The organism is Mycobacterium sp. NGS15, from assembly GCF_059813245.1.
The window spans coordinates 548,021-571,279 of the sequence record NZ_JCALEF010000006.1 but is presented as its reverse complement, the minus strand read 5'-3'; the positions used below and the strand labels follow the sequence as shown (position 1 = coordinate 571,279).

The window sequence follows — 23,259 nt, the reverse complement described above, 5'->3', positions numbered from 1 at the left end:
CGAGCCTACGACGAATGGCGCTTAAAGGCACGCGGTTCATTAGTGTTGCTCAGCGCACTACATCCATAGTGCTGCCTGGTTCACACCTGCCAGGCAGGAGGACGCTTCTGCAGGAACGCCAGCATGCCCTCCTGCGCCTCGGGGGACACGAACAAACGCGCGGAGGTTTCTGTCAACTCCACTGCACGCGCATCGAAATCGGCGAGGATCGGCGCGGTGGTGAGTTTCTTCGACTCGGCCAGTCCCTGCGGTGAACCGAGCGCGATGTCATCCACTAATGACGTGACCGCGGCCTCGACCGCCTCGGGACTGTCGACGGACGTGGTCACCAAACCGACCTCCGCGGCTACCCGCGCGTCGAACCTCTCGCCGGTGACGAAGTAGCGTGCGGCCGCCCTGCCGGTGAGCCGGGGCAGCAGCGTCAGCGAGATGATCGAGGGCGCGACTCCGATGCGTGCTTCGGTCAGTGCGAAGGTGCTGTCGGGTCCCGCTACCGCGATATCGGCAGCACCCACAAGACCGAAGCCACCGGCTCGCACATGGCCGTTGACGGCGACGATGACGGGTAGCGGCAGTTCCAGGATGTCGCGCAATAGCGCGGTGAGTTGGCCGGCCCGGTCCTTGGCGACATCGTGGGGATCGGACGACACCGCTGAGCTTTCCGACAGATCGGCACCCGCGCAGAAGGTGTTGCCGGTGTGGGTGAGCACCACGGCGCGCACCGTCTTGTCGGCAGCGGCCCGCTGTAGCCCCTCTCGCAGTTGCAGCACCAACCCGCTGGATAGCGCATTGCGGTTGTGCGGCGAATCGAGCGTCAGGCGGGCGGCGCGGCCATCCACCTCGTACTGGACCAGAGTCTCAGATTCTTTCGCCATTCGGCGGACCTTTCCTTCTAGTACGAGCGGGGCAGGCCGAGGGACGTCTGCGCCACGAAGTTGAGGATCATCTCACGGCTCACCGGGGCGATACGCCCGAAGCGCGACAGATTCAGCAGTGGAGCTACGGCGTACTCGGAGGTCAATCCGTTGCCGCCCAAGGACTGTACGGCACGGTCGGCGGCGCGGCAGGCCACGTCCGCCGCGGCATACTTGGCCATGTTGGCCGCCTCCGCGGCGCCCCAGTCGTCGCCACAGTCGTACAGGGTGGCGGCCTTCTGCATCATGAGCTTGGCCAGTTCCAGCTCGACCTTGATCTCGGCGAGCGGGTGCGCGATGGCCTGGTGCGCGCCGATCGGGGTCTTCCACACCTGGCGGGTCTTGACGTAGTCGGTGGCCTTGTTCAGTGCTAGCCGAGTAAGGCCAACTCCGCTGGCAGCACCCATGATTCGCTCGGGGTTCAAACCGGCGAACAGCTGCATGAGTGCGGCGTCCTCGGAGCCGACGAGCGCGTTACCGGGCACCCGTACATCGTCGAGGAACACCTGGAACTGTCGCTCCGGGAGCGCGAGCTCCATATCGATGGGTGTGTACTCGAACCCCTTGGTGTCGGTGGGCACCACGAACAGCGCGGGCTTGAGCTTGCCGGTCTTGGCCTCCTCGGTGCGCGCCACCACCAGCACGGCGTTGGCCTGATCAACACCGGAGATGAAGACCTTGCGCCCGTTGAGGATCCAGTCACCACCGTCGCGCTTGGCGGTGGTGATGATGTTGTGCGAGTTCGAGCCGGCGTCGGGTTCGGTGATGGCGAACGCCATGGTGAAGGTGCCATCGGCCATCGAGGGCAGCCAGTTCTTCTTCTGCTCGTCGGTGCCATAGCGGGCGATGATGGTGGCATTGATGGCGGGGGATACCACCATCATCAGCAGCGGGCATCCAGCCGCCGAGAGCTCTTCGAAGACGAGCCCCAGCTCGTACATACCGGCACCGCCGCCGCCGTACTCCTCGGGAATATTCACTCCCAAGAAGCCGAGCTTTCCTGCCTCATCCCACAACTCGGTCAGGGGGGCGTGAGTCTTGGACTTCTCCAGGTAGTACTCGTGGCCGTAGTTGCCGGTGAGCGAGGCCACCGCTTGCCGCAGCGCCTTGCGCTCATCGGACTCGACATAGGGATTGGTGACGGTCATGACTCTCCTTCGTTGGCGGCCAACTGTGCCAGTACGGTGCCCAGCTCGACCTGTTGTCCCGGTTCGACATTGAGGATCTCGATGACGCCGTCGGCGGGGGCGACGATGGTGTGCTCCATCTTCATGGCCTCCAGCCAGACGATCGGCGTCCCTGCCGTGACGGTGTCTCCGACCACGGCACCCAGTCGCAACACCACACCCGGCATCGGCGCGATGAGCGAGCCCGCCGCCACCTCAGTGCTGGGGTCGGTGAACCTGGGCACTACAGTCAGCGCGACCGGACCGAGCGGTGAGTCGACCTCGACGGTTTCGCCGTAGCGTGCGATATCGAAGCCCCGCCGGACGCCGTCGATCACCAGTGCCACGTGATCCGGTGTCGCCGAAACCAGTTCGATGGCAGGCCAGTCTCCATCGAGTGTCAGCCCGGCGCGGGTCAGGCGGTAGCGCACGCTATAGACGGCTTCGCTGCTTTCGCGATACTCCTTGGTTTGGAATCCGGAAGCCAAATTGCGCCAGCCGCTGGGTAATGCGCCGCAGACGGTGGCGTGTGCCCGGTTCGCGGCGGCGTCGGCAAGTGCTGCCGCGAGTGCCGAATACTGGTGCGCGGCTTCGTCGGCCAGGGGCCTGGCAAGGATATCGAGACCATGCTTGTCCAGGAACGACGTGTCGGTGTCGCCGGCAAGGAACGAAGGGTGGCGCAACACGTTGACCAACAGATCACGGTTGGTGATCAAGCCATGTATGCGGGCGCGTTCCAGTGCTGAGGCCAGCAGGCGGGCGGCCTCGGTGCGAGTTGGCGCGACCGTGATGACCTTGGCGAGCATGGGGTCGTAGTGCACTGACACCACGCTGCCGTCGACAATGGTCGAGTCCAACCGGATTCCGTTGCGTCCGGGGTGGCCGGGGACGTGGAAATTGGCGATGGAACCGGACGTGGTGTCCGGAAGCGAAAACGCGTACACGGTGCCGCTTTGCGGTTGCCACCCGGCCGCCGGATTCTCGGCGTACAGGCGTGCCTCGATCGAATGACCGTGAATGGCAGGCGATTCGGCGGGAAGCTCGCCGCCCTCTGCCACCTGGATCTGCAATGCGACGAGGTCGAGCCCCGTGGTGCACTCGGTGACCGGATGCTCAACCTGAAGGCGAGTATTCATTTCCAGGAAGAAGAATTCGCCGTCGTCGGTAGCCAGGAACTCCATGGTCCCTGCGCCGACATAGCCGATGCTCGCCGCAGCAGTGCGTGACGCCTCGAAGAGCCGCTCTCGCATGCCGTCGATTCGGGTCACCAAGGGAGAGGGGGCTTCCTCGATAACCTTTTGGTGGCGGCGCTGGATGGAGCATTCGCGCTCACCGATCGCCCACACCGTGCCGTGAGTGTCGGCCATCACCTGTACTTCGATGTGTCGACCGGTGCCCAGGTAGCGCTCACAGAAGACTGTCGGATCCCCGAACGCCGATTGGGCTTCCCGTTGTGCGGCAGCGATTTCGTCTGGCAGGTCAGAGAGTTTGTCGACTACCCGCATGCCGCGGCCTCCGCCCCCGGCGGAGGCCTTGACGAGCACCGGGAGCTGATCGGCGGTGACGGTATCCGGGTCGAGCTGTCCCAGCACCGGTACACCGGCGGAGTCCATGAGTTTCTTGGACTCGATCTTCGAGCCCATCGACTCGATGGCGGCGACCGGCGGGCCGATCCAAGTGAGGCCGGCATCGGCGACTGAGCGAGCGAAATCGGCATTCTCGGAAAGGAATCCGTAGCCGGGGTGGATGGCGTCGGCACCGGTGGCCTTGGCCGCGGCGATGATCAGCTCACCGCGCAGATAGGTCTCGGCGCTGGAGGTGCCGGGCAGGTGGACCGCGGCATCGGCCTCGGAAACATGCGGGCTGTCGGCGTCGGCGTCCGAGTACACGGCGACCGTGCCAAGGCCCAGCTTGCGACAGGTGGCGAAAACGCGACGGGCGATCTCGCCGCGGTTGGCCACCAAAACAGAGGTGATTGAAGGCACAGTCACGGATTCCTTACGTGTCACATCCGGAAGACGCCGAAGTTCGACGTCCCCTCGATTGGTCCATTGGCGATGGCGGACAGGCACATACCGAGCACGGCCCGAGTATCGCGGGGATCGATGACCCCGTCGTCGTAGAGACGCCCGGACATGAACATGGGCAGCGACTCGGCTTCGATCTGTGCCTCGATGGCGGCTTTCATAGCAGAGTCAGCATCCTCGTTGACGGCCTGGCCGCGGGCTGCCGCGGCCGCCCGGCTCACGATGGAGATGACACCCGCGAGCTGGGTACCGCCCATCACGGCCGACTTTGCGCTGGGCCAAGCGAACAGAAAACGGGGGTCGTACGCGCGCCCGCACATGCCGTAATGCCCCGCGCCGTATGAGGCCCCGACGATCAGCGATAGATGCGGCACCGTCGAGTTGGACACGGCATTGATCATCATCGAGCCGTGTTTGATCATGCCGCCCTCTTCGTATTCCTTGCCCACCATGTACCCGGTGGTGTTGTGCAGGAAAAGAAGTGGAGTGTTGGTCTGGTTGGCCAGCTGGATGAACTGGGTGGCCTTCTGTGCTTCCTCGCTGAACAGCACGCCGCGCGCATTGGCGAGGATTCCGATGGGGTACCCATGTAGCCGCGCCCACCCGGTGACCAGCGATGACCCGTACTGCTCTTTGAACTCGTCGAACTCCGACCCGTCGACGATGCGTGCAATGACCTCGCGCGGGTCGAACGGGATGCGCAGATCTCCCGGTACGATGCCGATGAGTTCTTCCTGGTCGGCGATCGGTTCGACCACCGCCGCGGGCTTGGGGCCCTTCTTGACCCAGTTCAGTCGGGAAACGATCTGGCGCCCAAGGCGTACCGCGTCTTGCTCGTCGATTGCCAGATAGTCGCCCAGACCGGAAACGCGGGAGTGCATTTCGGCGCCGCCCAGAGACTCGTCGTCGGACTCTTCGCCGGTCGCCATCTTGACCAACGGGGGACCGGCCAGAAATACCTTCGAGCGTTCCTTGATCATCACCACGTGATCGGACATGCCGGGGATGTAGGCGCCCCCTGCGGTCGAGTTCCCGAACACCAGGGCAATCGTCGGTATGCCGGCAGCCGAAAGCCGGGTGAGATCGCGGAACATCTGCCCGCCAGGAACGAATACCTCCTTCTGGGTGGGCAGGTCCGCGCCGCCGGACTCTACCAATGAGATCACGGGTAGGCGGTTCTTGAAGGCGATATCGTTGGCCCGCAGGACCTTACGCAGCGTCCAGGGGTTGCTCGTGCCGCCCTTCACGGTGGGGTCGTTGGCCACGATCATGCACTCGACGCCCTCGACCACGCCGATACCGGTGACCAGCGAGGCGCCGACGGTGAAATCGCTGCCCCATGCCGCGAGCGGACACAGCTCCAGGAATGGGGAGTCGGGGTCGATCAAGAGCTCGATGCGCTCACGCGCCAGCAGCTTGCCTCGTTCATGGTGGCGGGCAACGTATTTGTCGCCGCCGCCGGCGAGCGCCTTCGCGGTTTCGGCGTTGACCTCGGCCAGTTTGGTCGTCATCGCCTCGGCCGCGTCGAGGTACTCGGGAGAGTTGACGTTGACGGCGGTACGCAGGATCGTCACGACTGGTACCCCAGGAGCTTGGCGGCCAGCGAGGTGAGGATCTCGGTGGTGCCGCCGCCGATCCCGATGATGCGCATATCGCGATACTGCCGTTCGATCTCGCTCTCGGTCATGTAGCCCATACCCCCGAATAACTGGACGCCCTGGTTGGCCACCCACTCGCCGGCCTCAACCGCCGTGTTTTTGGCGAAACACACTTCGGCGATGAGATTGGATTCACCGGCGATCGCGCGGTCGACCAGGGCGTGCGTGTACACCCGTGCGACATCGACCCGACGCGCCATCTCCGTGAGTGTGTTTTGTACGGACTGCCGGGAGATGAGCGGGCGCCCGAAGGTCTCTCGGTTGCGGCACCATTCCACCGTCAGATCAAGACAGCGTTGCGCGCTCGAATATGCCTGGGCAGCAAGGCCAATGCGCTCGGATACGAAGGCGCCGGCGATCTGCGCGAAGCCGGTGTTCTCGCTGCCTACCAGATTTTCGGCGGGCACTCGCGCATCGGTGAAGGACAGCTCGGCGGTGTCCGAGGAGCGCCAGCCCATCTTGTCGAGCTTGCGTGCGACCTCAAATCCCGGTGTGTCCTTGTCGATCAACAGCAGCGAGACTCCCGCCGCGCCCGGTCCACCCGTACGCACCGCGGTCACCACATAATCGGCGCGCACGCCGGAGGTGATGAAGGTCTTGGCGCCGTTGACGATGTAGTGATCGCCGTCTCGCTTGGCCGTGGTGGTCAGATGCCCGACGTCGGATCCGCCACCAGGTTCGGTGATGGCCAGCGAGCCAATGAGATCACCGGCCAGAGTGGGCTTTACGTAGCTTTCGATGAGTCGCTGATCGCCCGAGGCAATCATGTGCGGCGTGGAGATTCCGCAGGTGAACAGCGAGGCGAACACGCCGCCGGGCACACCGGCATAGTGCAGTTCCTCGCACACGATCACCGGGTCGATGGCATCACCGCCGCCGCCACCGACTTCCTCGGGCGCGCCGGGGCCGAGGAGGCCCAGATCGCCTGCCTTGCGGTGCAACTCACGAGGAATCAGTCCCTCGCGTTCCCATTCATTGACATTCGGCAGGATCTCGCGTTCCGCGAAGTCGCGCACCGTCTCCCGAAGCGCCTTGCGCTCCGGGGTATTCCACTGGGTCACTAGATTGTCTCCTCTTCGCGCAGGCGGCTCATCAGTCTGTCTCTAGCAAGTTTTCGGGAATGTCGATCTCGCGGGAACGTAGCCATTCACCAATGCCCTTGGCCTGCGGGTCGAACCGGGCCTGATAGGCCACTCCCTTGCCGAGGATGCCCTGGATGACGAAGTTCACGGCCCGCAGTTTGGGCAGCAGGTAGCGTGCCACCTCCAACTGCTCGGTCTCGGGCAGCAGCTCTCGCAGTGTGTCGATTGTCAAAGCATGTGCAAGCCAACGGTATTCCTCATCGGTGCGCACCCAGACGCCGACGTTGGCACTGCCGCCCTTGTCACCGCTACGGGCTCCCGCAAGCGTGCCCAGCGGGACTCGGCGTACTGGCCCGGCCGGAAGCGGCTCGGGCAGCGCAGCTGCCGGGGCATCGGCGAGCGGCTGTGTCTGCGCCGCCTGTGCGATATCGATCCGGGAACCGTCGGCCAGAACCGCGATATGCGGCACCTTTTCCGCGGGGACGTATCCCGGAGTGAACACGCCGTACGGCTCGCCCTCCTTAGGGGGCGTGGTGACGTGGAACCCCGGGTAGCTCGCCAGGGCCAGTTCCACTGCGGCATTGGAGAACTGGCGGCCAACCTTGTTCGGGTCCGAGTCACGCACCATCACGTGTAGCAGGGCGCTGGCGGCCTGCTCGGTGTCGGCATTCGGGTGGTCGGTACGGCCCAGCGTCCACTGGATCTCCTGCGGGGCCCCCGACGGGGAAGACAGAGCCGTCTCGAGCTGCTTGCGGGTCAGCTCGGCCTTGGCGTCGATGTCCAGCCCGGTCAGGACAAAGGTCATCTGATTGCGGAAGCCGCCCAAGGCGTTCAGCGACACCTTGAGATCCGGCGGGGGCGCCTCGCCCGTCACACCCGAGACGCGCACCCGATCCGGACCCTCCTGGGCCAGCTCGATGCTGTCGATGCGAGCAGTGACATCCGGGTTGGCGTACCGGGCCCCGGTGATCTCGTAGAGCAGCTGCGCGGTCACGGTACCCACGCTGACCGCGCCGCCGGTACCCGAGTGCTTGGTGATCACGGACGATCCGTCCTCATATACCTCGGCCAGCGGGAACCCGGGGTGCGAGAGGTCGGGGATCTCGGTGAAGAAGGCGTAGTTGCCTCCGGTGGCCTGGGTGCCGCACTCGATGATGTGCCCGGCCGCGACCGCGCCGGCGAGCTTGTCGTAGTCGTCGCGGCGCCAGCCGAAGTGTGCGGCGGCGGGGCCCACGATCACGGAGGCATCGGTGACGCGACCGGTGACCACGATGTTGGCCCCGGAATTGAGGCATTCCACGATGCCCCAGGCGCCGAGGTAGGCATTGGCGGTGAGTGGCGATCCCAGCCCGAGCTCCGCGGCGCGGGGCAGCAGATCGTCGCCCTCCACATGGGCGACCGCGGTCGCAACACCCAGTTTTTCTGCCAGTGTGCGGATGGCGTCCGCCAGACCGGCGGGGTTGAGTCCGCCGGCGTTGGCGACGATCGTCACGCCCTTGTCCTGAGCCAGACCGAGGCACTGCTCGAGCTGGCGCAGAAAGGTCTTGGCGTAACCGCGCTCGGGGGCCTTGGCGCGATCGCGGCCGAGGATGAGCATCGTCAGTTCGGCCAGATAGTCGCCGGTCAGATAGTCGAGTTCACCACCGGTGAGCATCTCGTGCATGGCCGATATCCGGTCACCGTAGAAGCCTGAACAGTTCCCAATTCTTACCGGCGCAATGGTCACGATTTCTGATCCTCTTCGCGCATGCGGCTCATCGGAAGTCCTCTCGAGGTCGGCATCGACTGCTCGTGCGCTGCTAAATTACCTCACCCACCAAAACGTCAATCTATTGGGCCAACCAAGTGGTTGGCCGAGCTCAACGGACGTATCGATACGCCGCGTTCTGCCGGCGCGATGCGATACGAAACCGCCACGATGCGGCACGTCGGCCTGGATTGATCAGGGCAAATTTGGAGCTCATGTCAGCCACCGGCTATCGTGTGGTGATTGTCGCTCGCTGCGCCCGACATATTGGCGCGGCGCGGGCGAATGACACAGAAACCTGAGAAATAAGGAGAGGGCGCGACCATGGCCGTCCCCAAGCGGAGAATGTCCCGCTCGAATACCCGTAGCCGGCGCGCGCAGTGGAAGGCCACCGCCACTGAGCTGGTCAATGTCACTGTCGGCGGACAGAACCACAAGGTTCCCCGCCGCCTGCTCAAGGCTGCCCGCCTCGGGCTCATCGATTTCGACCGTCGCTGAACGTTGCGAGGCCTGATTCTCAGGCTTCCTCAGTAATATCTCAGCCGCACGGTTAACACTGGTGCCTGTGCGAATTCTTGTAGTCGATGACGACCGTGCGGTGCGTGAGTCGTTACGGCGGTCTCTGTCCTTCAATGGGTACTCGGTGGATCTCGCCGAGGATGGCGTCGATGCGCTGAACTCCATTGCCACGGACCGCCCCGACGCGTTGGTACTCGATGTGATGATGCCCAAGCTCGATGGTCTTGAGGTGTGCCGCCGGTTGCGCAGCACGGGAGACGATCTGCCGATCCTGGTACTGACCGCCCGGGACTCGGTCTCCGAGCGGGTGGCGGGCCTCGACGCGGGCGCCGACGATTACCTGCCCAAGCCCTTCGCGCTGGAGGAACTCCTGGCCCGGATGCGCGCGCTGCTGCGCCGGACCACGGCGGAGGAATCGGCGGACGCTGCCACGCTGAGCTTCGGTGACCTCACGCTCGACCCCATCACCCGCGAGGTGTATCGCGGCACTCGATCCATCAGCCTGACACGCACCGAATTCGCGCTGCTGGAAATGCTGATGGCCAATCCTCGTCGTGTGCTGACACGTAGCCGCATCCTCGAAGAGGTGTGGGGGTTCGACTTTCCGACATCCGGCAATGCGCTCGAGGTGTACGTCGGCTATCTGCGGCGCAAGACAGAAGCCGAGGGAGAGCTCAGGCTCATCCACACCGTTCGCGGTGTCGGCTATGTGCTGCGGGAGACCCCTCCGTAATCACCATGGCGACATTACGGATGCGCAGACCTAGCTCTGCACTGTTCTCTCCGCTGCGGGCAACCAGCTCATCGGTATCGCTGCGCTGGCGCGTGATGTTGCTTGCGATGTCGATGGTGGCGATGGTCGTGGTGCTGATGGCCGTCGCTTCATACCTATTGGTATCCACGGCGTTGTATCGCGATGTCGACAAGCAGCTCAACGATCGCGCCAATCTGCTCATCGGCAGCGGGCTGCTGTCGGTGGATCCGCGTCGCGCCATCGAGGGCACTGCGTATTCGGCCGATGTCAACGCCAAGCTGATCTTCCCGGGGCTGATCACCTTCTCGGCGACTCAGCAGGGACAGACCATTCCTTACGGCGCACCCGAGCAGGCGGTGACCCGCGGCGAACTGGAGCAGTCGCTGCGCACTGTCAATCACCAACGGGTGCTTGCTCTTAGGCTCGACAATGGCAGCACCCTGATCATGGCGAAATCGCTGGACCCCACCGATACCGTGCTGCGGCGACTGGGCTGGGTGTTGTTGATCGTCGGTGGCGTGGGTGTCGCGGTGGCGGCCGCGGCCGGCGCCATGGTGGCCGGTACCGGGTTGCGGCCGGTGGCTAGGCTTACCGACGCCGCCGAACGGGTGGCCCGAACCGACGACCTGCGACCCATTGCCGTTACTGGCAGTGACGAATTGGCGCGACTCACCATCAGTTTCAACACGATGTTGCGTGCCCTGGCAGAGTCTCGAGACCGCCAGGCGCGGCTGGTGACTGATGCCGGCCACGAGCTGCGCACTCCGCTGACCTCGTTGCGTACCAATACCGAGCTGCTGATGGCCGCCATGCAACCGGGCGCTCCGCGTCTGCCCGACGAGGAGATGGAGGCGCTGCAACTCGATGTGATTGCCCAGATCGAAGAATTGTCCACATTGGTGGGCGATTTGGTCGATCTGGCGCGCGGCGATGGCGCCGATATCGTGCACGAGCCGGTGGACATGGTCGAAGTCGTGGATGGTGCCCTGGAACGAGTTCGACGCCGCCGCAACGACATCGAATTCGACGTCGTCATGCAGCCGTGGCAGGTCTACGGAGATGCGGCGGGACTGTCACGAGCGGTTCTCAATCTGCTCGACAACGCGGCGAAGTGGAGCCCATCGGGTACCACGGTGTCGGTGCGGCTTGCTCAGGTTGATGCTGCGCACGCCGAGCTGGTGATTTCCGATCGCGGTCCCGGGATCCCGCCCGCCGAACGGGATCTGGTCTTCGAGCGGTTCTACCGCGCCACCCCGGCTCGGGGAATGCCGGGCTCTGGTTTGGGGTTGGCCATCGTGAAACAGGTTGTGCTGAAACATGGTGGCGCCATCAAGGTCGAGGAGACGGAGTCCGGTGCGGTGGTTGACGGTAACCCGGCCCCGGGTACGTCGATGCATGTACTACTTCCGGGCAGGCCGGGGCCCGTCAGGTCGCCGAACATGGGCGACGCGACTGGCCGCCGGAACTCTGTGCCAAACGAGAGGGAGATCTCAGTGGATTCTCAGTCCCCTCCGGCAGCGTGGCACCCGAGCTAGTCGATCGTGAACGCCTATGAAGGACGTGTGAGGAAGTTCCTATGACCAACGACCCCCACGGCAGCTGGTCCTACCGGCCGTCCGGGCCTTATTCCGGACAACAACATGGGCATCAAGCACCGGCGCACCACGCCCAGTCAGGTCAGCACTACCAGGGACAGGCATACGGCTACCCGGCAGCGCCGAACCAGCAGCGCCCCGCGTCGCAGCAGTCTCAGGAGCCGCGGGGGAGACGCAGTGGCGGTCTTGTGGTGGGGGCTGTGGTTCTGGCTCTGGTCTCCGGTGGTCTGGGCGGGACGGTGGGTGCGGTGGTCGCCGACCGTCAGCACAAGGCGCCCGTTGCCACGAGCGGTAGCACCGGCCTGACGCCCATCTCCCCGGGGCGCCCGTCTGCCGCCCAGCCGGTCGCAGCGTTGCCCGCGGGATCGGTGGAACAGGTTGCGGCCAAGGTGCTTCCGAGTGTCGTCAAGCTGGAAACGATCATGGGTCGTTCGAGCGAAGAGGGATCCGGGGTGATCCTCTCCGCCGATGGTCTGGTGCTCACCAACGCGCACGTCGTGCAGGCGGCAGGGGAGCCCGGCGCCAAGACCACCGCCACCATTGCGGGCGGCAAGAACTCGCCGTTCACCGTGGTAGGAATCGATCCCGCCACCGACATCGCCGTGATCCGCATCACCGGGGCCTCGGGCCTGACGCCCGTCGCACTCGGATCGTCCGCGAATCTGGTTGTGGGCCAGTCGGTTGTCGCGATCGGTTCGCCGCTGGGTCTGGATGGCACGGTGACCACCGGGATCGTCAGCTCGCTCAACCGGCCGGTGTTCACGGCGGGACAGGCGGGCAATCAGGACACCGTGCTGGACGCCATTCAGACCGATGCCGCCATTAACCCGGGTAACTCCGGTGGTGCGCTGGTCAACTTGAATGGCGAGCTGGTGGGAATCAACTCTGCCATCGCGACCATGGGTGGCGATTCCAGCGGCGAGACGCAGGGCGGATCGATCGGCCTGGGCTTTGCGATTCCGGTCGACCAGGCCAAGCGGATCGCCGATCAGCTGATCGCCAACGGCCACGCCACCCACGCCTCCCTGGGGGTGCGGGTCGGCAACGACAAGGAGATCCAGGGCGCCAGGATCGTCGAAGTGGTCGCCGGCGGCGCCGCCGAGAAGGCCGGGATACCCAATGGCGCGGTCGTCACGAAGGTGGACAACCGCCCGGTGAACAGCGCTGACGGGCTCGTGGCGGCGGTGCGCTCCAAGGCGCCGGGGGACAAGGTGACGCTGACGTACTCCGATGGCAACGGTGGATCGGAGAAGACCGCCGACGTGATCCTGGGTGAGGTCGCCCGATGACCCAGATGTCCCTGCGAGCCGTTACGGTTGCTTCCATGACAGAGCTTGAGGTGGGACCGGTGGGGCGATCTCTGGTCGTCATCGTCAACGACAGGACAGCCCACGGCGACCAGGACACCAGTGGTCCGCTGGTCACCGAGCTGCTCTCGGAGGCGGGAATCGTCGTCGACGGTGTGGTGGCAGTCGAGGGGGACCTGGCCGAGATCCAGAACGCCGTCAATATGGCGGTCATCGGCGGTGTGGACCTGGTGGTGACCGTGGGTGGCACGGGTGTCACCCCGCGCGATGTCACTCCCGAGGCCACGGCGCCACTCCTCGACAGGGAACTGCTCGGCATCGCCGAGGCCATCCGGTCGTCGGGGCTGGCGGCGGGTGTCACCGAGGCGGGTCTGTCGCGTGGAGTGGCGGGCATTTCGGGCAGCACCTTGGTAGTGAACATCGCGGGCACGCGCGCCGCGGTGCGCGATGGGATGGCCACGGTGACACCGATGGCGATTCAGATCATCGAGCAGCTATCCAGCCTGGAGATCTGATCGGGTGTCGGCCCCGGAGCACTGCGATTGTGACCTTCGCCACAAAAGTGGCGAGGGGGGAACAAGTCCCAGCAATGCGGATATCGACCGGATCTTCGGGCAGGCCATGCCGTCTTTGGGGCCAGATGAACGCGATGTGAACGATTCGCGCGGCATGCACGAAAGTGATCGGTGGTTGCGCGATAACGTTCCGCCTCATCACGGCTAAGGAATTCCCGCATATCGAACGCGTAAATCCGGCAGGTCGCGAGGCCTGCATACCCATTCGGGGTGTCGGTTTCCTTGTCGTGTTCGCGTGTTTCCCAGCAAATCGCTCGTTCACCCAATTGTTAACCCGGCGATGTCCCGGGTTTGGCTAACTTCCGGTTCACAGTCGTGGTGAGGGGCGGGTGAGTCGATCTTGAACAGAACGGCCGTTCAGATTGCCGCGCCGTCACCGTGCCGATATCGTCCTTCTGTCCGTCGCTTAGGAAATTCTCATGTTCGCCATGAGGGGACTGATAGGAACAGAATGAAGCTGTTGAGCAAGGTATCGGGCTGGGCCCGCCACGGTCTGTTGGCGGTTGGCGCCCTAGTCATGACTCTTGTTGCTCTCTTTGCGACGGCGGCGACGGCGCATGCGGGTTTGGATGATGAGCTGACCCTGGTCGATGGCAAGGGGCGGACGCTTCGGATTCAGCAGTGGGACACCTTTTTGAACGGTGTGTTCCCGCTTGACCGCAACCGCCTGACGCGTGAGTGGTTCCATTCGGGCCGCGCGGTCTATGAGGTGACGGGTCCGGGGGCCGATGCGTTCGAGGGCACGCTGGAGCTGGGCTATCAGGTGGGTTACCCCTGGTCGCTGGGTGTGGGGCTGAACTTCAACTACACGACGCCGAATACCTCGATTCTCTACGGTATTCCGAACGCATTCGGCGGCACCCCGGAAGCTTCGTATGTGCAGACCACGAACTTGTTGCCCTCGGCGGGTATCAACGTTGACCTGGGCAATGGCCCCGGCATCCAGGAGGTCGCGACGTTCTCGGTGGCCATCGCGGGCCCCAAGGGTGCTGTCGCGGTATCCAATGCGCATGGCACGGTGACCGGTGCCGCCGGTGGTGTGCTGCTACGCCCCTATGCACGGCTGATCAGCAGCGCGGGTGACAGCGTCACCACCTACGGCGAAACCTGGGACATGAAATAGCGAATCCTCGCTGACATCTGGGCTACAAACGTTTCCTCATAAGTGTTTTGCTGCTGGACTAACGGCCTCACATAGGTCGAGGCGTCATCTGGCGGTCGAGGGCAACTCTTATGCGCGCCGGCTGCTCAAAAGGGTAGCCACGGCGGCGCATTCAGCAGTGGGCACCTTCTGAATGAGGGTTTGCGCTCGATCGCAACCGCCCGACGTGTGAGTGGTTCCATTCGGGCCGTGCGGTTACGCGGTGAGGGTCCGGGCCGGCGCCAAGGGCGCGGTTGGGTGTCCCATGCCCCACGGGACGTTAACCGGGACGGCTGGCGGGGTGCTTTGTTATGTCCTGTTGCACGCTTGATCAGCAGTGCCGGAGGCAGCGTCATCACGTGTGGCGAGACCTGGGATATGCGGTAGTCGCCATTACTTAATGGGTGCGCTGACGTAGGACACTGCACAGTACTGGACGCCACGCACAGTAATGGGCGTCGCGCAGCAACAAGAGCTGTGTATCTGCTGTGAGTTAGCCTCCCAGAAACATTCGGGAAACTCAGAGAGATGATTTGGCCGTTACGTTTGGCCCGCCTGAGCAACAATGTGGTCCTGGCGAAGTAGGCATTTGCCGCGGCGTACATCCGCCCTGAGAATTGAGGGAACTAAATGAGAACAGTTGCCATCTGGCAGGTTATGCACAACACCCTCATGCGAGTGGTACTCGTCGTCGCGGGCGTGGTTGGCCTGGCAGTCATCGGGGCGGGTACGGCGACGGCGGGTTTGGATGATGAGCTGACCCTGGTCGATGGCAAGGGGCGGACGCTTCGGATTCAGCAGTGGGACACCTTTTTGAACGGTGTGTTCCCGCTTGACCGCAACCGCCTGACGCGTGAGTGGTTCCATTCGGGCCGCGCGGTCTATGAGGTGACGGGTCCGGGGGCCGATGCGTTCGAGGGCACGCTGGAGCTGGGCTATCAGGTGGGTTACCCCTGGTCGCTGGGTGTGGGGCTGAACTTCAACTACACGACGCCGAATACCTCGATTCTCTACGGTATTCCGAACGCATTCGGCGGCACCCCGGAAGCTTCGTATGTGCAGACCACGAACTTGTTGCCCTCGGCGGGTATCAACGTTGACCTGGGCAATGGCCCCGGCATCCAGGAGGTCGCGACGTTCTCGGTGGCCATCGCGGGCCCCAAGGGTGCTGTCGCGGTATCCAATGCGCATGGCACGGTGACCGGTGCCGCCGGTGGTGTGCTGCTACGCCCCTATGCACGGCTGATCAGCAGCGCGGGTGACAGCGTCACCACCTACGGCGAAACCTGGGACATGAAATAGCCGCACCGGCGGGCCGGGCAGAAGGGCTAGGACGCCTTCTTCTGCTCGGCCAGCAGGTCGCGGATCTCGACGAGTAGCTCTGCCTCGGTTGCCGCCGCGGGGTCCTCACCGGACTTGGCCAGGCGACTCTTGAGCGTGTTGTACGGCAGCACCACCAGGAAGTAGACGACCGCCGCGATCAGGATGAAATTGATGGTGGCGGTGATCAAGACGTTGAAGTCCAGATACTGCCCACTGCCGATACTGACTCTGAGCGCAGGGTGATCCGAATCAGGGCCGGTGCCAATCCGATTGATCAACGGCTGGATGATGGCGTCGCTGAACTTGGTGACCACCGCGGTGAAGGCGGCGCCGATGACTACCGCGACCGCGAGGTCAATGACGTTGCCGCGCAGCAGGAAATCTCTGAATCCTTTGAGCATGCTCTGACACTAACGCAAGGTCAGCGTTACCGCCTGCACTAGCGCGATTGCAGCGACACGATTTGCCTGTTGTGGCGGCAATGCGACCATTACCACCCGCTGCGTCCCAACGCCTTTGGTGGCGGGTTTCGGTGACACCAACACGACCACCGCGCCGGTTGCCAGGACGGCGGCCTCAGGTGGCGAGGCATCTGTCGCACCCGGGCCGTGGTCGGCCACGGTGAGGATGTCGACGATATCTCCGGTGCGGATCATGTCGAGTGTCGCGGCGTCGCCCAGTGGTACCGGGACGATGCGCGCGTCTGTGCCGGCGGCCGACTCGGCCAATCGCGGCCCGAGCACGCGTAAATCGGTCAGCATTTCCCCGCGACGGACCGGCCCGGCCAGCGTCGCACCCACGACGACTCCTGCATCGGTACTTGCACCGTCGGGAAGAATTGTCGTAGAACGCTTTTCAAGACGCACATCGTCGCCGGTCAGAATCGTGCCGGGAGGGATGTCATGGACGGCTATCACCACATCGGTGCGGCCGTTGGCCGGGTCGGGGCGGAATGCCAAGACCGCCGCGAACAGCACCAAGATAGCCGCGGTGATTCTGCGAGCCAGTGCTGTCCGTGCCCAATCAGGGCGAAGTGCCGCCGATACGCGCTGCAGCACAGTGGGATCGAGGGGCGAACGAGCCATGCCCTCACGCTAGGACGGCAGGTGTCCCCGCGTCACCGGGCAATTCGCCGCTGTGGATAACTCGTCAGCCGGCGGCCGCGGACGCGGTGGCCGCGGATTTTGAGCTGGAGGAGCTGGACGTGCTCGACGCCGCCGACGAGCTGCTCGCTGACGTCTCGGACGAGGAGGGCTTGGATTCGCTCTTGGCACCGGAATCACTCTTCGCGGCGGCGTCCACGCTGCCCGAGCGGCTGTCGGTGCGGTAGAAGCCGCTGCCCTTGAACACGATGCCCACCGAGTTGAACAGCTTGCGCAGCTTGCCCGAGCACTTTTGACACACAGTCAGCGCATCGTCAGTGAACGCCTGGACGATGTCGAACTTGTCGCCACAGTCGGCACATGCATAGGAATAGGTGGGCATGAGGGGTCCTCCAGGAACTGACAAGCCGTGAATGCCACTAGCACTCTACCGTTTGGAGTGCTAGATCCGCCACCGAGCGGCCTGGGGATTCAGCCAAGTGTGACCAATCCGTCGGCGGTCAGCGCGTGAGTCACCGGCACATCGTGTGAACCCGCCGGGATTTCATCGAGTATCTCACCGGCATACAGGGGTGCGATGAGGGCCACGGACGGTGCGGCGAACCCCAGCGATCGGTCGTAGAACCCGGCACCCCGGCCCAGCCGGTTACCCTGCCTGTCCACCGCGAGCGCCGGAATCAACACCAGCTCGGCGTCGGCGAGGGTGGCCGGACCGAACACCGGTGGCGCCGGTTCCCGCAGGCCGAAGGTGGCGTCCACCAGCTCTCCCGGGCGGTACTGGCCCCAGCTCAGCGCCGTCGGAGTCCCTGTCGGGTCGTTGCGCGCGACCGGCAGCAGGACCTGTACGCCCCGGGCCAGCAGGGCGTCGAGCATCTCGACGGACCCGGGCTCGGATCCCACCGGCAAGTAGGCGGCGATCACCGCAAGCCCCGAGGTTGCCGTCACGACATGCGCGGTGAGCGCGTCGTTCTGAATTTCGCGGTCAGCACGCGGCATCGCCCGTCGTGCCTGCACAATCTGTTGCCGCAGGACGTCCTTGATGTTCTCTGGGGTGCTCTGGGGATCGCCGATTCCGTGACGGTACCGCCTTGCCAGCGCAATTCCGTGGTCAGTGGTTAGGGTGAGTGGCTATGACGGCCCCTGACGTGTCCATCCCGCGCACCGCCGTGGTGCCCGCCGCAGGTCTGGGCACCCGGTTTCTGCCGGCTACCAAGACCGTGCCCAAGGAACTACTGCCGGTGGTCGACACCCCGGGGATTGAGCTGGTGGCCGAGGAGGCCGCCGAGGCCGGCGCCGAACGCCTGGTGATCGTCACCTCGGAGGGCAAGGACGGCGTTGTCGCGCATTTCGTTGAGGACTTGGTGCTTGAGGGCACGCTCGAAGACCGCGGGAAGCACGCCATGCTCGAGAAGGTGCGCCGCGCGCCCGGACTCATCAAGGTGCAATCGGTGGTTCAGGCCGAGCCGCTTGGCCTCGGACACGCCGTGGGCTGTGTGGAGCCGGTTCTCGACGACGACGAGGACGCCATCGCGGTGCTGCTACCCGATGACCTGGTGTGGCCGCGTGGTGTGCTGGTGACCATGGCCAAGGTTCGGGCCAAGCGTGGCGGCTCCGTGCTCTGTGCCATCGAGGTGCCGCCGGAGGAGATCAGCTCCTACGGCGCATTCGACGTCGAGATTGTCCCCGATGCTGCCAACCCAAATGTGTTGCGCGTCAAGGGAATGGTGGAGAAGCCGAAGGTTGAGGACGCCCCGTCGAACTACGCTGCGGCCGGGCGCTACCTGCTGGACCGGGTGATTTTCGATGCGCTCAAGCGGATTCCGCGGGGTGCTGGTGGCGAGCTACAGCTCACCGATGCCATCGCGCTGTTGATTGAAGAGGGGCATCCGGTGCATGTCGTCGTGCATCGCGGATCCCGACACGACCTGGGAAATCCCGGCGGCTATCTCAAGGCTGCTGTTGACTTTGCGTTGGACCGCGACGATTACGGTCCGGGCTTGCGGAAGTGGCTGGTCGAACGGCTGGGTCTGGGACCGACCACGCTGCCGGATTCGGAGTAAGTAAGAAAGGCACCAGTGCGTTCGGTCGAGGAGCAGCAGGCCAAAGTGACGGCGGCTGCGGTCGCACCGCGCCCGGTTCGGGTGGCGATCGCCGAGGCCCAGGGTTTGTTGTGCGCCGAGGAAGTGGTGACCGTTCGGCCGTTGCCTGGATTCGATCAGGCTGCCATCGACGGATATGCCGTGCGCAGCGTCGATGTGCAGGCCGCCGGTGGCGTTGTGCGCGTGATCAGCCCGGGTGAGGGCAGTGTTCCGGATGAGGAAGACGACGTAGAGGAATCCAACGGCGAGATCGGAACGGTCGAGCTACCCGTCGTCGGCACGGTGCGGGTGGGGGAGCGCACGCCCACCCGGCTGCAACCCCGTCAGGCAGTGCGGGTGCAGACCGGTGCCCCCATGCCGACATTGGCGGATGCGGTGCTGCCGTTGCGCTGGTCCGAGGGCGGTGAGTCGCGGGTCAAGGTGCTGCGCGCGGTGCGTTCGGGTGACTACGTGCGGCGCACCGGTGATGACGTGCAACCCGGCGATGTCGCCGTGCGGGCGGGCACCATCATCGGTGCGGCCCAGGTCGGGCTGCTGGCGGCGGTGGGACGTGATCGAGTGCTGGTGCATCCGAGGCCGCGGCTGTCGGTGATCAGTGTGGGGGGCGAGCTGGTCGACGTCGATCGCACACCGGGGAACGGGCAGGTGTACGACGTGAACTCCTATGCGCTGGCGGCCGCCGCCCGCGATGCGGGCGCCGATGTGAACCGGGTCGGCATTGTCAGCGCGGAGCCCGCAGCGTTCCGCGAGGTGCTTGAGGGGCAGCTGAACCGGGCAGAGGTTGTCGTCGTCTCCGGTGCTGTCGGCGGGGCCGCTGCGGAGGGTATTCGCGAGGCACTCTCGGCGCTGGGCGATATGGAAGTCGGGCGCATTGCCATGCATCCGGGTTCGGTGCAGGGCTTCGGTCAGCTGGGCCGCGACGCGGTGCCGACCTTCCTGCTGCCTGCGAACCCGGTCGGCGCCTTGGTGGTTTTCGAGGTCATGGTGCGGCCGCTGATCCGGTTGGCGCTGGGGCGCCGGCATGCGCAGCGCCGAATTGTGCGGGCGCGCACCGTGTCTCCTATTACCTCTATCGCTGGGCGCAAGGGTTTTCTGCGCGGTCAGCTGATGCGTGACCAGGACACGGGGGAGTATCTGGTGCAGATTCTGGGTGCGCCGGGTGCGTCCTCGCACCTTCTCGCGACGCTCGCGGAGGCGAATTGCCTCGTGATCGTGCCCGCCGAAGTGGAACAAGTCCGTACCGGGGAGATCGTCGAGGTCGCGTTCCTGGCGCAGCGCGGATGAGCGTCTGGCGCGAAGACCAGGAGCCCGGATGAGCGTCTGGCGTCAGGAGAGTGCGCATCCCGGTTGGCCGATGTCGCTCGGGAAACTGCGTGTACCTGCAGGGGTGGTGTCGGTGCGGCCTATCCGGTTGCGGGATGGGATGGCGTGGAGCCGGGCGCGGCTGGCCGACCAAACGCATCTGCAACCGTGGGAACCGTCCTCGGAGGTCGATTGGATGGCGCGCCATGGCGTGTCCTCATGGCCCGCGTTGTGTTCGGGTCTGCGGGCCGAGGCCCGTAAGGGGCGGATGATTCCGTGCGCGATCGAACTGAATGGTCATTTCGTCGGGCAGCTGACGATCGGCAACATCGCGCACGGTGCGCTGCGTTCGGCGTGGATCGGGTACTGGGTGGTCAGCACGGTCACCCGGCAAGGAGTGGCGACGGCGGCGCTCGCGCTGGGGCTCGATCATTGTTTTGGGCCTGTCACCTTGCACCGAGTGGAGGCAACGGTGCGGCCGGAGAACGGGGCCAGCCGTGCGGTGCTGTCGAAGGTCGGCTTTCGCGAGGAGGGGCTGCTCAGGCGGTACCTCGACGTCGACGGTGCCTGGCGTGATCACCTGCTGGTGGCGATGACGGTCGAAGAGGTGCGGGGTTCGGTGGCCGCGATGCTGGTGCGTTCCGGAAATGCCGCCTGGGTCTGAGCTCGCTCTGTTCCTCCCGTGTCTCCTGTATCTCCCCGCGAGTCTGCGTCTGACGACGCTTTTGAGCGGGAAACCGTCGTGAGGCGCAGACTCGCGATCTGAAGTGCTTCGTCGACGCGGCTGACGATCGTGCCTGGACGGTGCCGAAGCAGCTCCGAGGTCACCCGGATGATCGTCCAGTCTTCATCCGTGAGTGCGGCGGCACGGTCGATGTCCCGGGATCGTTGGCGCGCATCCGTCCAATGTTGCGCACCGTCGAATTCGATACCGACCTTGGCCTCCTCCCATCCCATGTCGACTCGTGCGACGAAGTCCCCGAACCGGTCGAATACTCGGATCTGTGTCTGGGGTTTCGGGAAGCCGCTGCGCACCAGGAGCAGGCGCGTGCGGGTTTCTTGTGGTGACTCGGCTCCCGCGTCGACGAGTTCGAGCACCTCGCGTAGGCGCACGACCCCGCGGACGCCCGGATGGGCGGTCAGCACCGCGTCTACCCCGGATGTGGTCAGGCCGGTCACGTTCATCAGGGCATCGATCCGTTCTACGGCGTGGCTAACAGCCAACCGGCGCCCTAGGTCGAACGCCGTGCGTGCGGCCGTCGTGGTTTTCATGCCGTCGACCTCGGTGATTTCGTTGGCGAGTAACAGATCCCGATGGACCGTCAATCCGGACGGTGTTCGGTAGTTGCCAAACACGAGTTCAGCAGGACGATCGCCGTCGATCCATTTCGCACCGTGCAGTGCAGCTGCCGACAGCCCAGCGACAACACCGCGGCGTCGCGACCAGTGCCAGGCCGCGACGGCCCGCTCGGTTGCGGTGATCTGTGCATCTTTCGGCACAAACACGCCCGGATACAGCTGCCGATACCACCGGCGCAGCCGGCGTTCGGAGATTGCGCCGGATGCGAGTACATCGGCTGATCGGAATGGCCAGGCGGGTAATGCTGGAATCTCCCCCATGACGGCAGCGTCCCACCGCGCTCCGACACCCCCGCCGCGAGTCTGCGTCTCACGACGTTTTCCCGCTCAAAAGTGTCGTGAGACGCAGAATCGCCGGATATTACTGAGACAGATGTGACTATTGGGGCCTGTGATGCTTGCCCCTGTAGAATTACAGGTGTGTAATTGGTATCGGCGCGCCTCATAGCGTGCGCAGATCGCCAACCTAGCCTTGACCTGAGGCTTAGGCGCAAGGCACACCTGACGCGCGCAGAAAGGAGCAGGCCGAGATGCCGAGCATCCCCCAATCGGTGTTGTGGATCGGACTGGTCGTGCTGTGGCTGTTTGTCCTGGTGCCGATGTTGATCAACAAGCGTGACGTGGTGAAGCGCACGAGTGATGTCGCCCTGGCGACCCGGGTCCTCAACGGGAAAGCAGCCAAGCTGCTGCGCCGCACCGGTCCCGCTGCCGGTCACCGCAGCGACCCGGACTTCCGTCGCGAGGACATCGACGAACTCGAGGACGAGGACGACGAAGACTCGACCGGAGTGATCGCGAGTGCGCCCACCGAGGAAGACAAGGACGCGGCGCAGGCCGTGAAAGCCATGGCGGTGCGCAAGGTTCGTCCCGAGAAGGTCGAGACCGACGAGCCCGTCGACGTCGATGTTGTCGACGAGAATGCGACCGCATTGCCCGCCGGCGATGCCGCGCTGTCCGATGACCTTGAGGACTTGGAGGAGGCGCCCAGCGCGCACACCGGAGCCGAAACCAATTCGGGCACCTACGAGTACGTCGACGACACCTCGGGTCTGGCCATCCCCGCCGAACCGACGCGGGAACGCCACCAGGCTCCGCCGGTGTACAGCTCGTCGCGGCGCCGCCGGTTTGACCCGGACACCATGGCCAGGGAGAACGCCCGTAAGTTCGCGTTCCGGAAGCGTGTGCTGATCGGTCTGGTTGCGGCAATGACGATCGCCGGAGTGGTGGCCGCGACCGCGACCAGCTCCGCGTGGTGGGCGTGCGGCGCGCTGGCCGTGATGGCGGTGCTTTACCTGGGCTACCTGCGCCGTCAGACCCGCATCGAGGAGCAGCTGCGCCGTCGCCGTGCGGCGCGCTACCAGCGTGCGCGTGTGGTCGGCGTGGAGAACGTCGCGGACCGTGAGCTCGATGTGGTTCCGCAGCGCCTGCGCCGTCCGGGAGCGGCCGTCCTCGAAATCGACGACGAGGACCCGGTTTTCGAGCACCTGGATTACTACGATGAGCCGCGGCAGTACCGCATGCCGCACGCTGTCGGCCAGTAGGTATCTGATTCGGTCTGGCGCGGGACCGGCTGGTAAGGTCTTAGCGT

At 64.7% G+C, this 23,259-nt stretch carries 23 protein-coding genes; 12 read left to right on the top strand and 11 right to left on the bottom strand.

Annotated features, from left to right (window positions below; translation table 11 throughout):
* Positions 1-80: 80 nt before the first annotated feature.
* From AC5Y5C_RS20585 to AC5Y5C_RS20560, 6 genes are read right to left on the bottom strand one after another with little or no spacing between them, the layout of a single operon-like run.
* A complete protein-coding gene (locus AC5Y5C_RS20585; protein ID WP_499975843.1) occupies positions 81-875 on the bottom strand; it encodes an enoyl-CoA hydratase family protein in 795 nt (264 codons plus the stop codon).
* Positions 876-892: 17 nt separating this feature from the next.
* On the bottom strand, positions 893-2,062 hold the full coding sequence (locus tag AC5Y5C_RS20580; RefSeq protein WP_499975841.1) for an acyl-CoA dehydrogenase family protein: 1,170 nt from the start codon (positions 2,060-2,062) through the stop codon (positions 893-895).
* A complete protein-coding gene (locus AC5Y5C_RS20575) occupies positions 2,059-4,071 on the bottom strand; it encodes an acetyl/propionyl/methylcrotonyl-CoA carboxylase subunit alpha (RefSeq protein ID WP_499975838.1) in 2,013 nt (670 codons plus the stop codon). The genes AC5Y5C_RS20580 and AC5Y5C_RS20575 overlap by 4 nt, the downstream gene beginning before the upstream one ends.
* Positions 4,072-4,085: 14 nt before the next feature.
* Positions 4,086-5,681, bottom strand: a complete 1,596-nt coding sequence (locus tag AC5Y5C_RS20570; RefSeq protein WP_499975834.1) for an acyl-CoA carboxylase subunit beta — start codon at positions 5,679-5,681, stop codon at positions 4,086-4,088.
* Positions 5,678-6,826 (bottom strand): acyl-CoA dehydrogenase family protein, encoded by a 1,149-nt coding sequence (locus AC5Y5C_RS20565; RefSeq protein WP_499975830.1) that lies wholly within the window; start codon positions 6,824-6,826, stop codon positions 5,678-5,680. Before AC5Y5C_RS20565 ends, AC5Y5C_RS20570 begins: the two co-directional genes overlap by 4 nt.
* A gap of 31 nt (positions 6,827-6,857) precedes the next feature.
* Complete coding sequence (locus AC5Y5C_RS20560; protein ID WP_499975828.1) at positions 6,858-8,573, bottom strand: acyclic terpene utilization AtuA family protein; 1,716 nt, start codon at positions 8,571-8,573, stop codon at positions 6,858-6,860.
* A 345-nt stretch (positions 8,574-8,918) separates the two neighbouring features.
* Here AC5Y5C_RS20560 and rpmF point away from each other — a divergent pair, with 345 nt between their 5' ends.
* The 8 genes from rpmF to mspA (AC5Y5C_RS20520) all read left to right on the top strand — a co-directional run bounded on the left by rpmF (position 8,919) and on the right by mspA (AC5Y5C_RS20520) (position 15,787).
* Positions 8,919-9,092, top strand: a complete 174-nt coding sequence (rpmF, locus tag AC5Y5C_RS20555; RefSeq protein ID WP_078297068.1) for a 50S ribosomal protein L32 — start codon at positions 8,919-8,921, stop codon at positions 9,090-9,092.
* A gap of 67 nt (positions 9,093-9,159) precedes the next feature.
* A complete protein-coding gene (locus AC5Y5C_RS20550) occupies positions 9,160-9,846 on the top strand; it encodes a response regulator transcription factor (RefSeq protein WP_499975826.1) in 687 nt (228 codons plus the stop codon).
* 20 nt (positions 9,847-9,866) lie between these two features.
* Positions 9,867-11,402 carry a HAMP domain-containing sensor histidine kinase gene (locus tag AC5Y5C_RS20545; protein WP_499975825.1) on the top strand — a complete coding sequence of 512 codons (1,536 nt, stop codon included), beginning with the start codon at positions 9,867-9,869 and terminating at the stop codon, positions 11,400-11,402.
* 41 nt (positions 11,403-11,443) lie between these two features.
* A complete protein-coding gene (locus AC5Y5C_RS20540) occupies positions 11,444-12,751 on the top strand; it encodes a S1C family serine protease (protein WP_499975823.1) in 1,308 nt (435 codons plus the stop codon).
* A 35-nt stretch (positions 12,752-12,786) separates the two neighbouring features.
* Positions 12,787-13,284: a MogA/MoaB family molybdenum cofactor biosynthesis protein gene (locus AC5Y5C_RS20535; protein ID WP_078297529.1), complete on the top strand. Its 498-nt coding sequence runs from the start codon at positions 12,787-12,789 to the stop codon at positions 13,282-13,284.
* Between the two features lie 4 nt (positions 13,285-13,288).
* Positions 13,289-13,492: a hypothetical protein gene (locus tag AC5Y5C_RS20530; protein ID WP_499975821.1), complete on the top strand. Its 204-nt coding sequence runs from the start codon at positions 13,289-13,291 to the stop codon at positions 13,490-13,492.
* A gap of 369 nt (positions 13,493-13,861) precedes the next feature.
* Positions 13,862-14,467, top strand: coding sequence for a porin MspA (gene mspA / locus AC5Y5C_RS20525; RefSeq protein WP_412457851.1), 606 nt, complete (start codon positions 13,862-13,864; stop codon positions 14,465-14,467).
* A 690-nt stretch (positions 14,468-15,157) separates the two neighbouring features.
* The gene (gene mspA / locus AC5Y5C_RS20520) at positions 15,158-15,787 is read left to right on the top strand and encodes a porin MspA (RefSeq protein ID WP_499976111.1); all 630 of its coding nucleotides are present in this window, start codon (positions 15,158-15,160) and stop codon (positions 15,785-15,787) included.
* A gap of 26 nt (positions 15,788-15,813) precedes the next feature.
* Here the strand turns inward: mspA (AC5Y5C_RS20520) and mscL are convergent, their stop codons facing one another.
* The 4 genes from mscL to AC5Y5C_RS20500 all read right to left on the bottom strand — a co-directional run bounded on the left by mscL (position 15,814) and on the right by AC5Y5C_RS20500 (position 17,952).
* Entirely contained in the window at positions 15,814-16,209 is a 396-nt protein-coding gene (gene mscL / locus AC5Y5C_RS20515) for a large-conductance mechanosensitive channel protein MscL (RefSeq protein ID WP_499975819.1), read from the bottom strand.
* Between the two features lie 9 nt (positions 16,210-16,218).
* Entirely contained in the window at positions 16,219-16,893 is a 675-nt protein-coding gene (locus tag AC5Y5C_RS20510) for an SAF domain-containing protein (protein ID WP_499975818.1), read from the bottom strand.
* 64 nt (positions 16,894-16,957) lie between these two features.
* Positions 16,958-17,293, bottom strand: a complete 336-nt coding sequence (locus AC5Y5C_RS20505) for an FmdB family zinc ribbon protein (RefSeq protein ID WP_499975817.1) — start codon at positions 17,291-17,293, stop codon at positions 16,958-16,960.
* 89 nt (positions 17,294-17,382) lie between these two features.
* Positions 17,383-17,952 carry a 5-formyltetrahydrofolate cyclo-ligase gene (locus AC5Y5C_RS20500; protein ID WP_499976109.1) on the bottom strand — a complete coding sequence of 190 codons (570 nt, stop codon included), beginning with the start codon at positions 17,950-17,952 and terminating at the stop codon, positions 17,383-17,385.
* 89 nt (positions 17,953-18,041) lie between these two features.
* Here AC5Y5C_RS20500 and AC5Y5C_RS20495 point away from each other — a divergent pair, with 89 nt between their 5' ends.
* Genes AC5Y5C_RS20495 through AC5Y5C_RS20485 form a run of 3 tightly spaced genes read left to right on the top strand, consistent with a single transcriptional unit; the run spans position 18,042 to position 20,976 of the window.
* Complete coding sequence (locus tag AC5Y5C_RS20495; RefSeq protein WP_499975815.1) at positions 18,042-18,971, top strand: UTP--glucose-1-phosphate uridylyltransferase; 930 nt, start codon at positions 18,042-18,044, stop codon at positions 18,969-18,971.
* A 15-nt stretch (positions 18,972-18,986) separates the two neighbouring features.
* A complete protein-coding gene (gene glp / locus AC5Y5C_RS20490; protein WP_499975813.1) occupies positions 18,987-20,294 on the top strand; it encodes a molybdotransferase-like divisome protein Glp in 1,308 nt (435 codons plus the stop codon).
* A gap of 28 nt (positions 20,295-20,322) precedes the next feature.
* Entirely contained in the window at positions 20,323-20,976 is a 654-nt protein-coding gene (locus AC5Y5C_RS20485) for a GNAT family N-acetyltransferase (protein WP_078325037.1), read from the top strand.
* Here the strand turns inward: AC5Y5C_RS20485 and AC5Y5C_RS20480 are convergent.
* Positions 20,889-21,932 (bottom strand): DUF559 domain-containing protein, encoded by a 1,044-nt coding sequence (locus AC5Y5C_RS20480; protein WP_499975811.1) that lies wholly within the window; start codon positions 21,930-21,932, stop codon positions 20,889-20,891. The two genes, AC5Y5C_RS20485 and AC5Y5C_RS20480, sit on opposite strands and share 88 nt — an antisense overlap.
* A 269-nt stretch (positions 21,933-22,201) precedes the next feature.
* Between AC5Y5C_RS20480 and sepX the strand changes: the two genes are divergently transcribed.
* Positions 22,202-23,212 carry a divisome protein SepX/GlpR gene (gene sepX / locus AC5Y5C_RS20475; protein WP_499975809.1) on the top strand — a complete coding sequence of 337 codons (1,011 nt, stop codon included), beginning with the start codon at positions 22,202-22,204 and terminating at the stop codon, positions 23,210-23,212.
* The last annotated feature ends 47 nt before the right edge of the window (positions 23,213-23,259 follow it).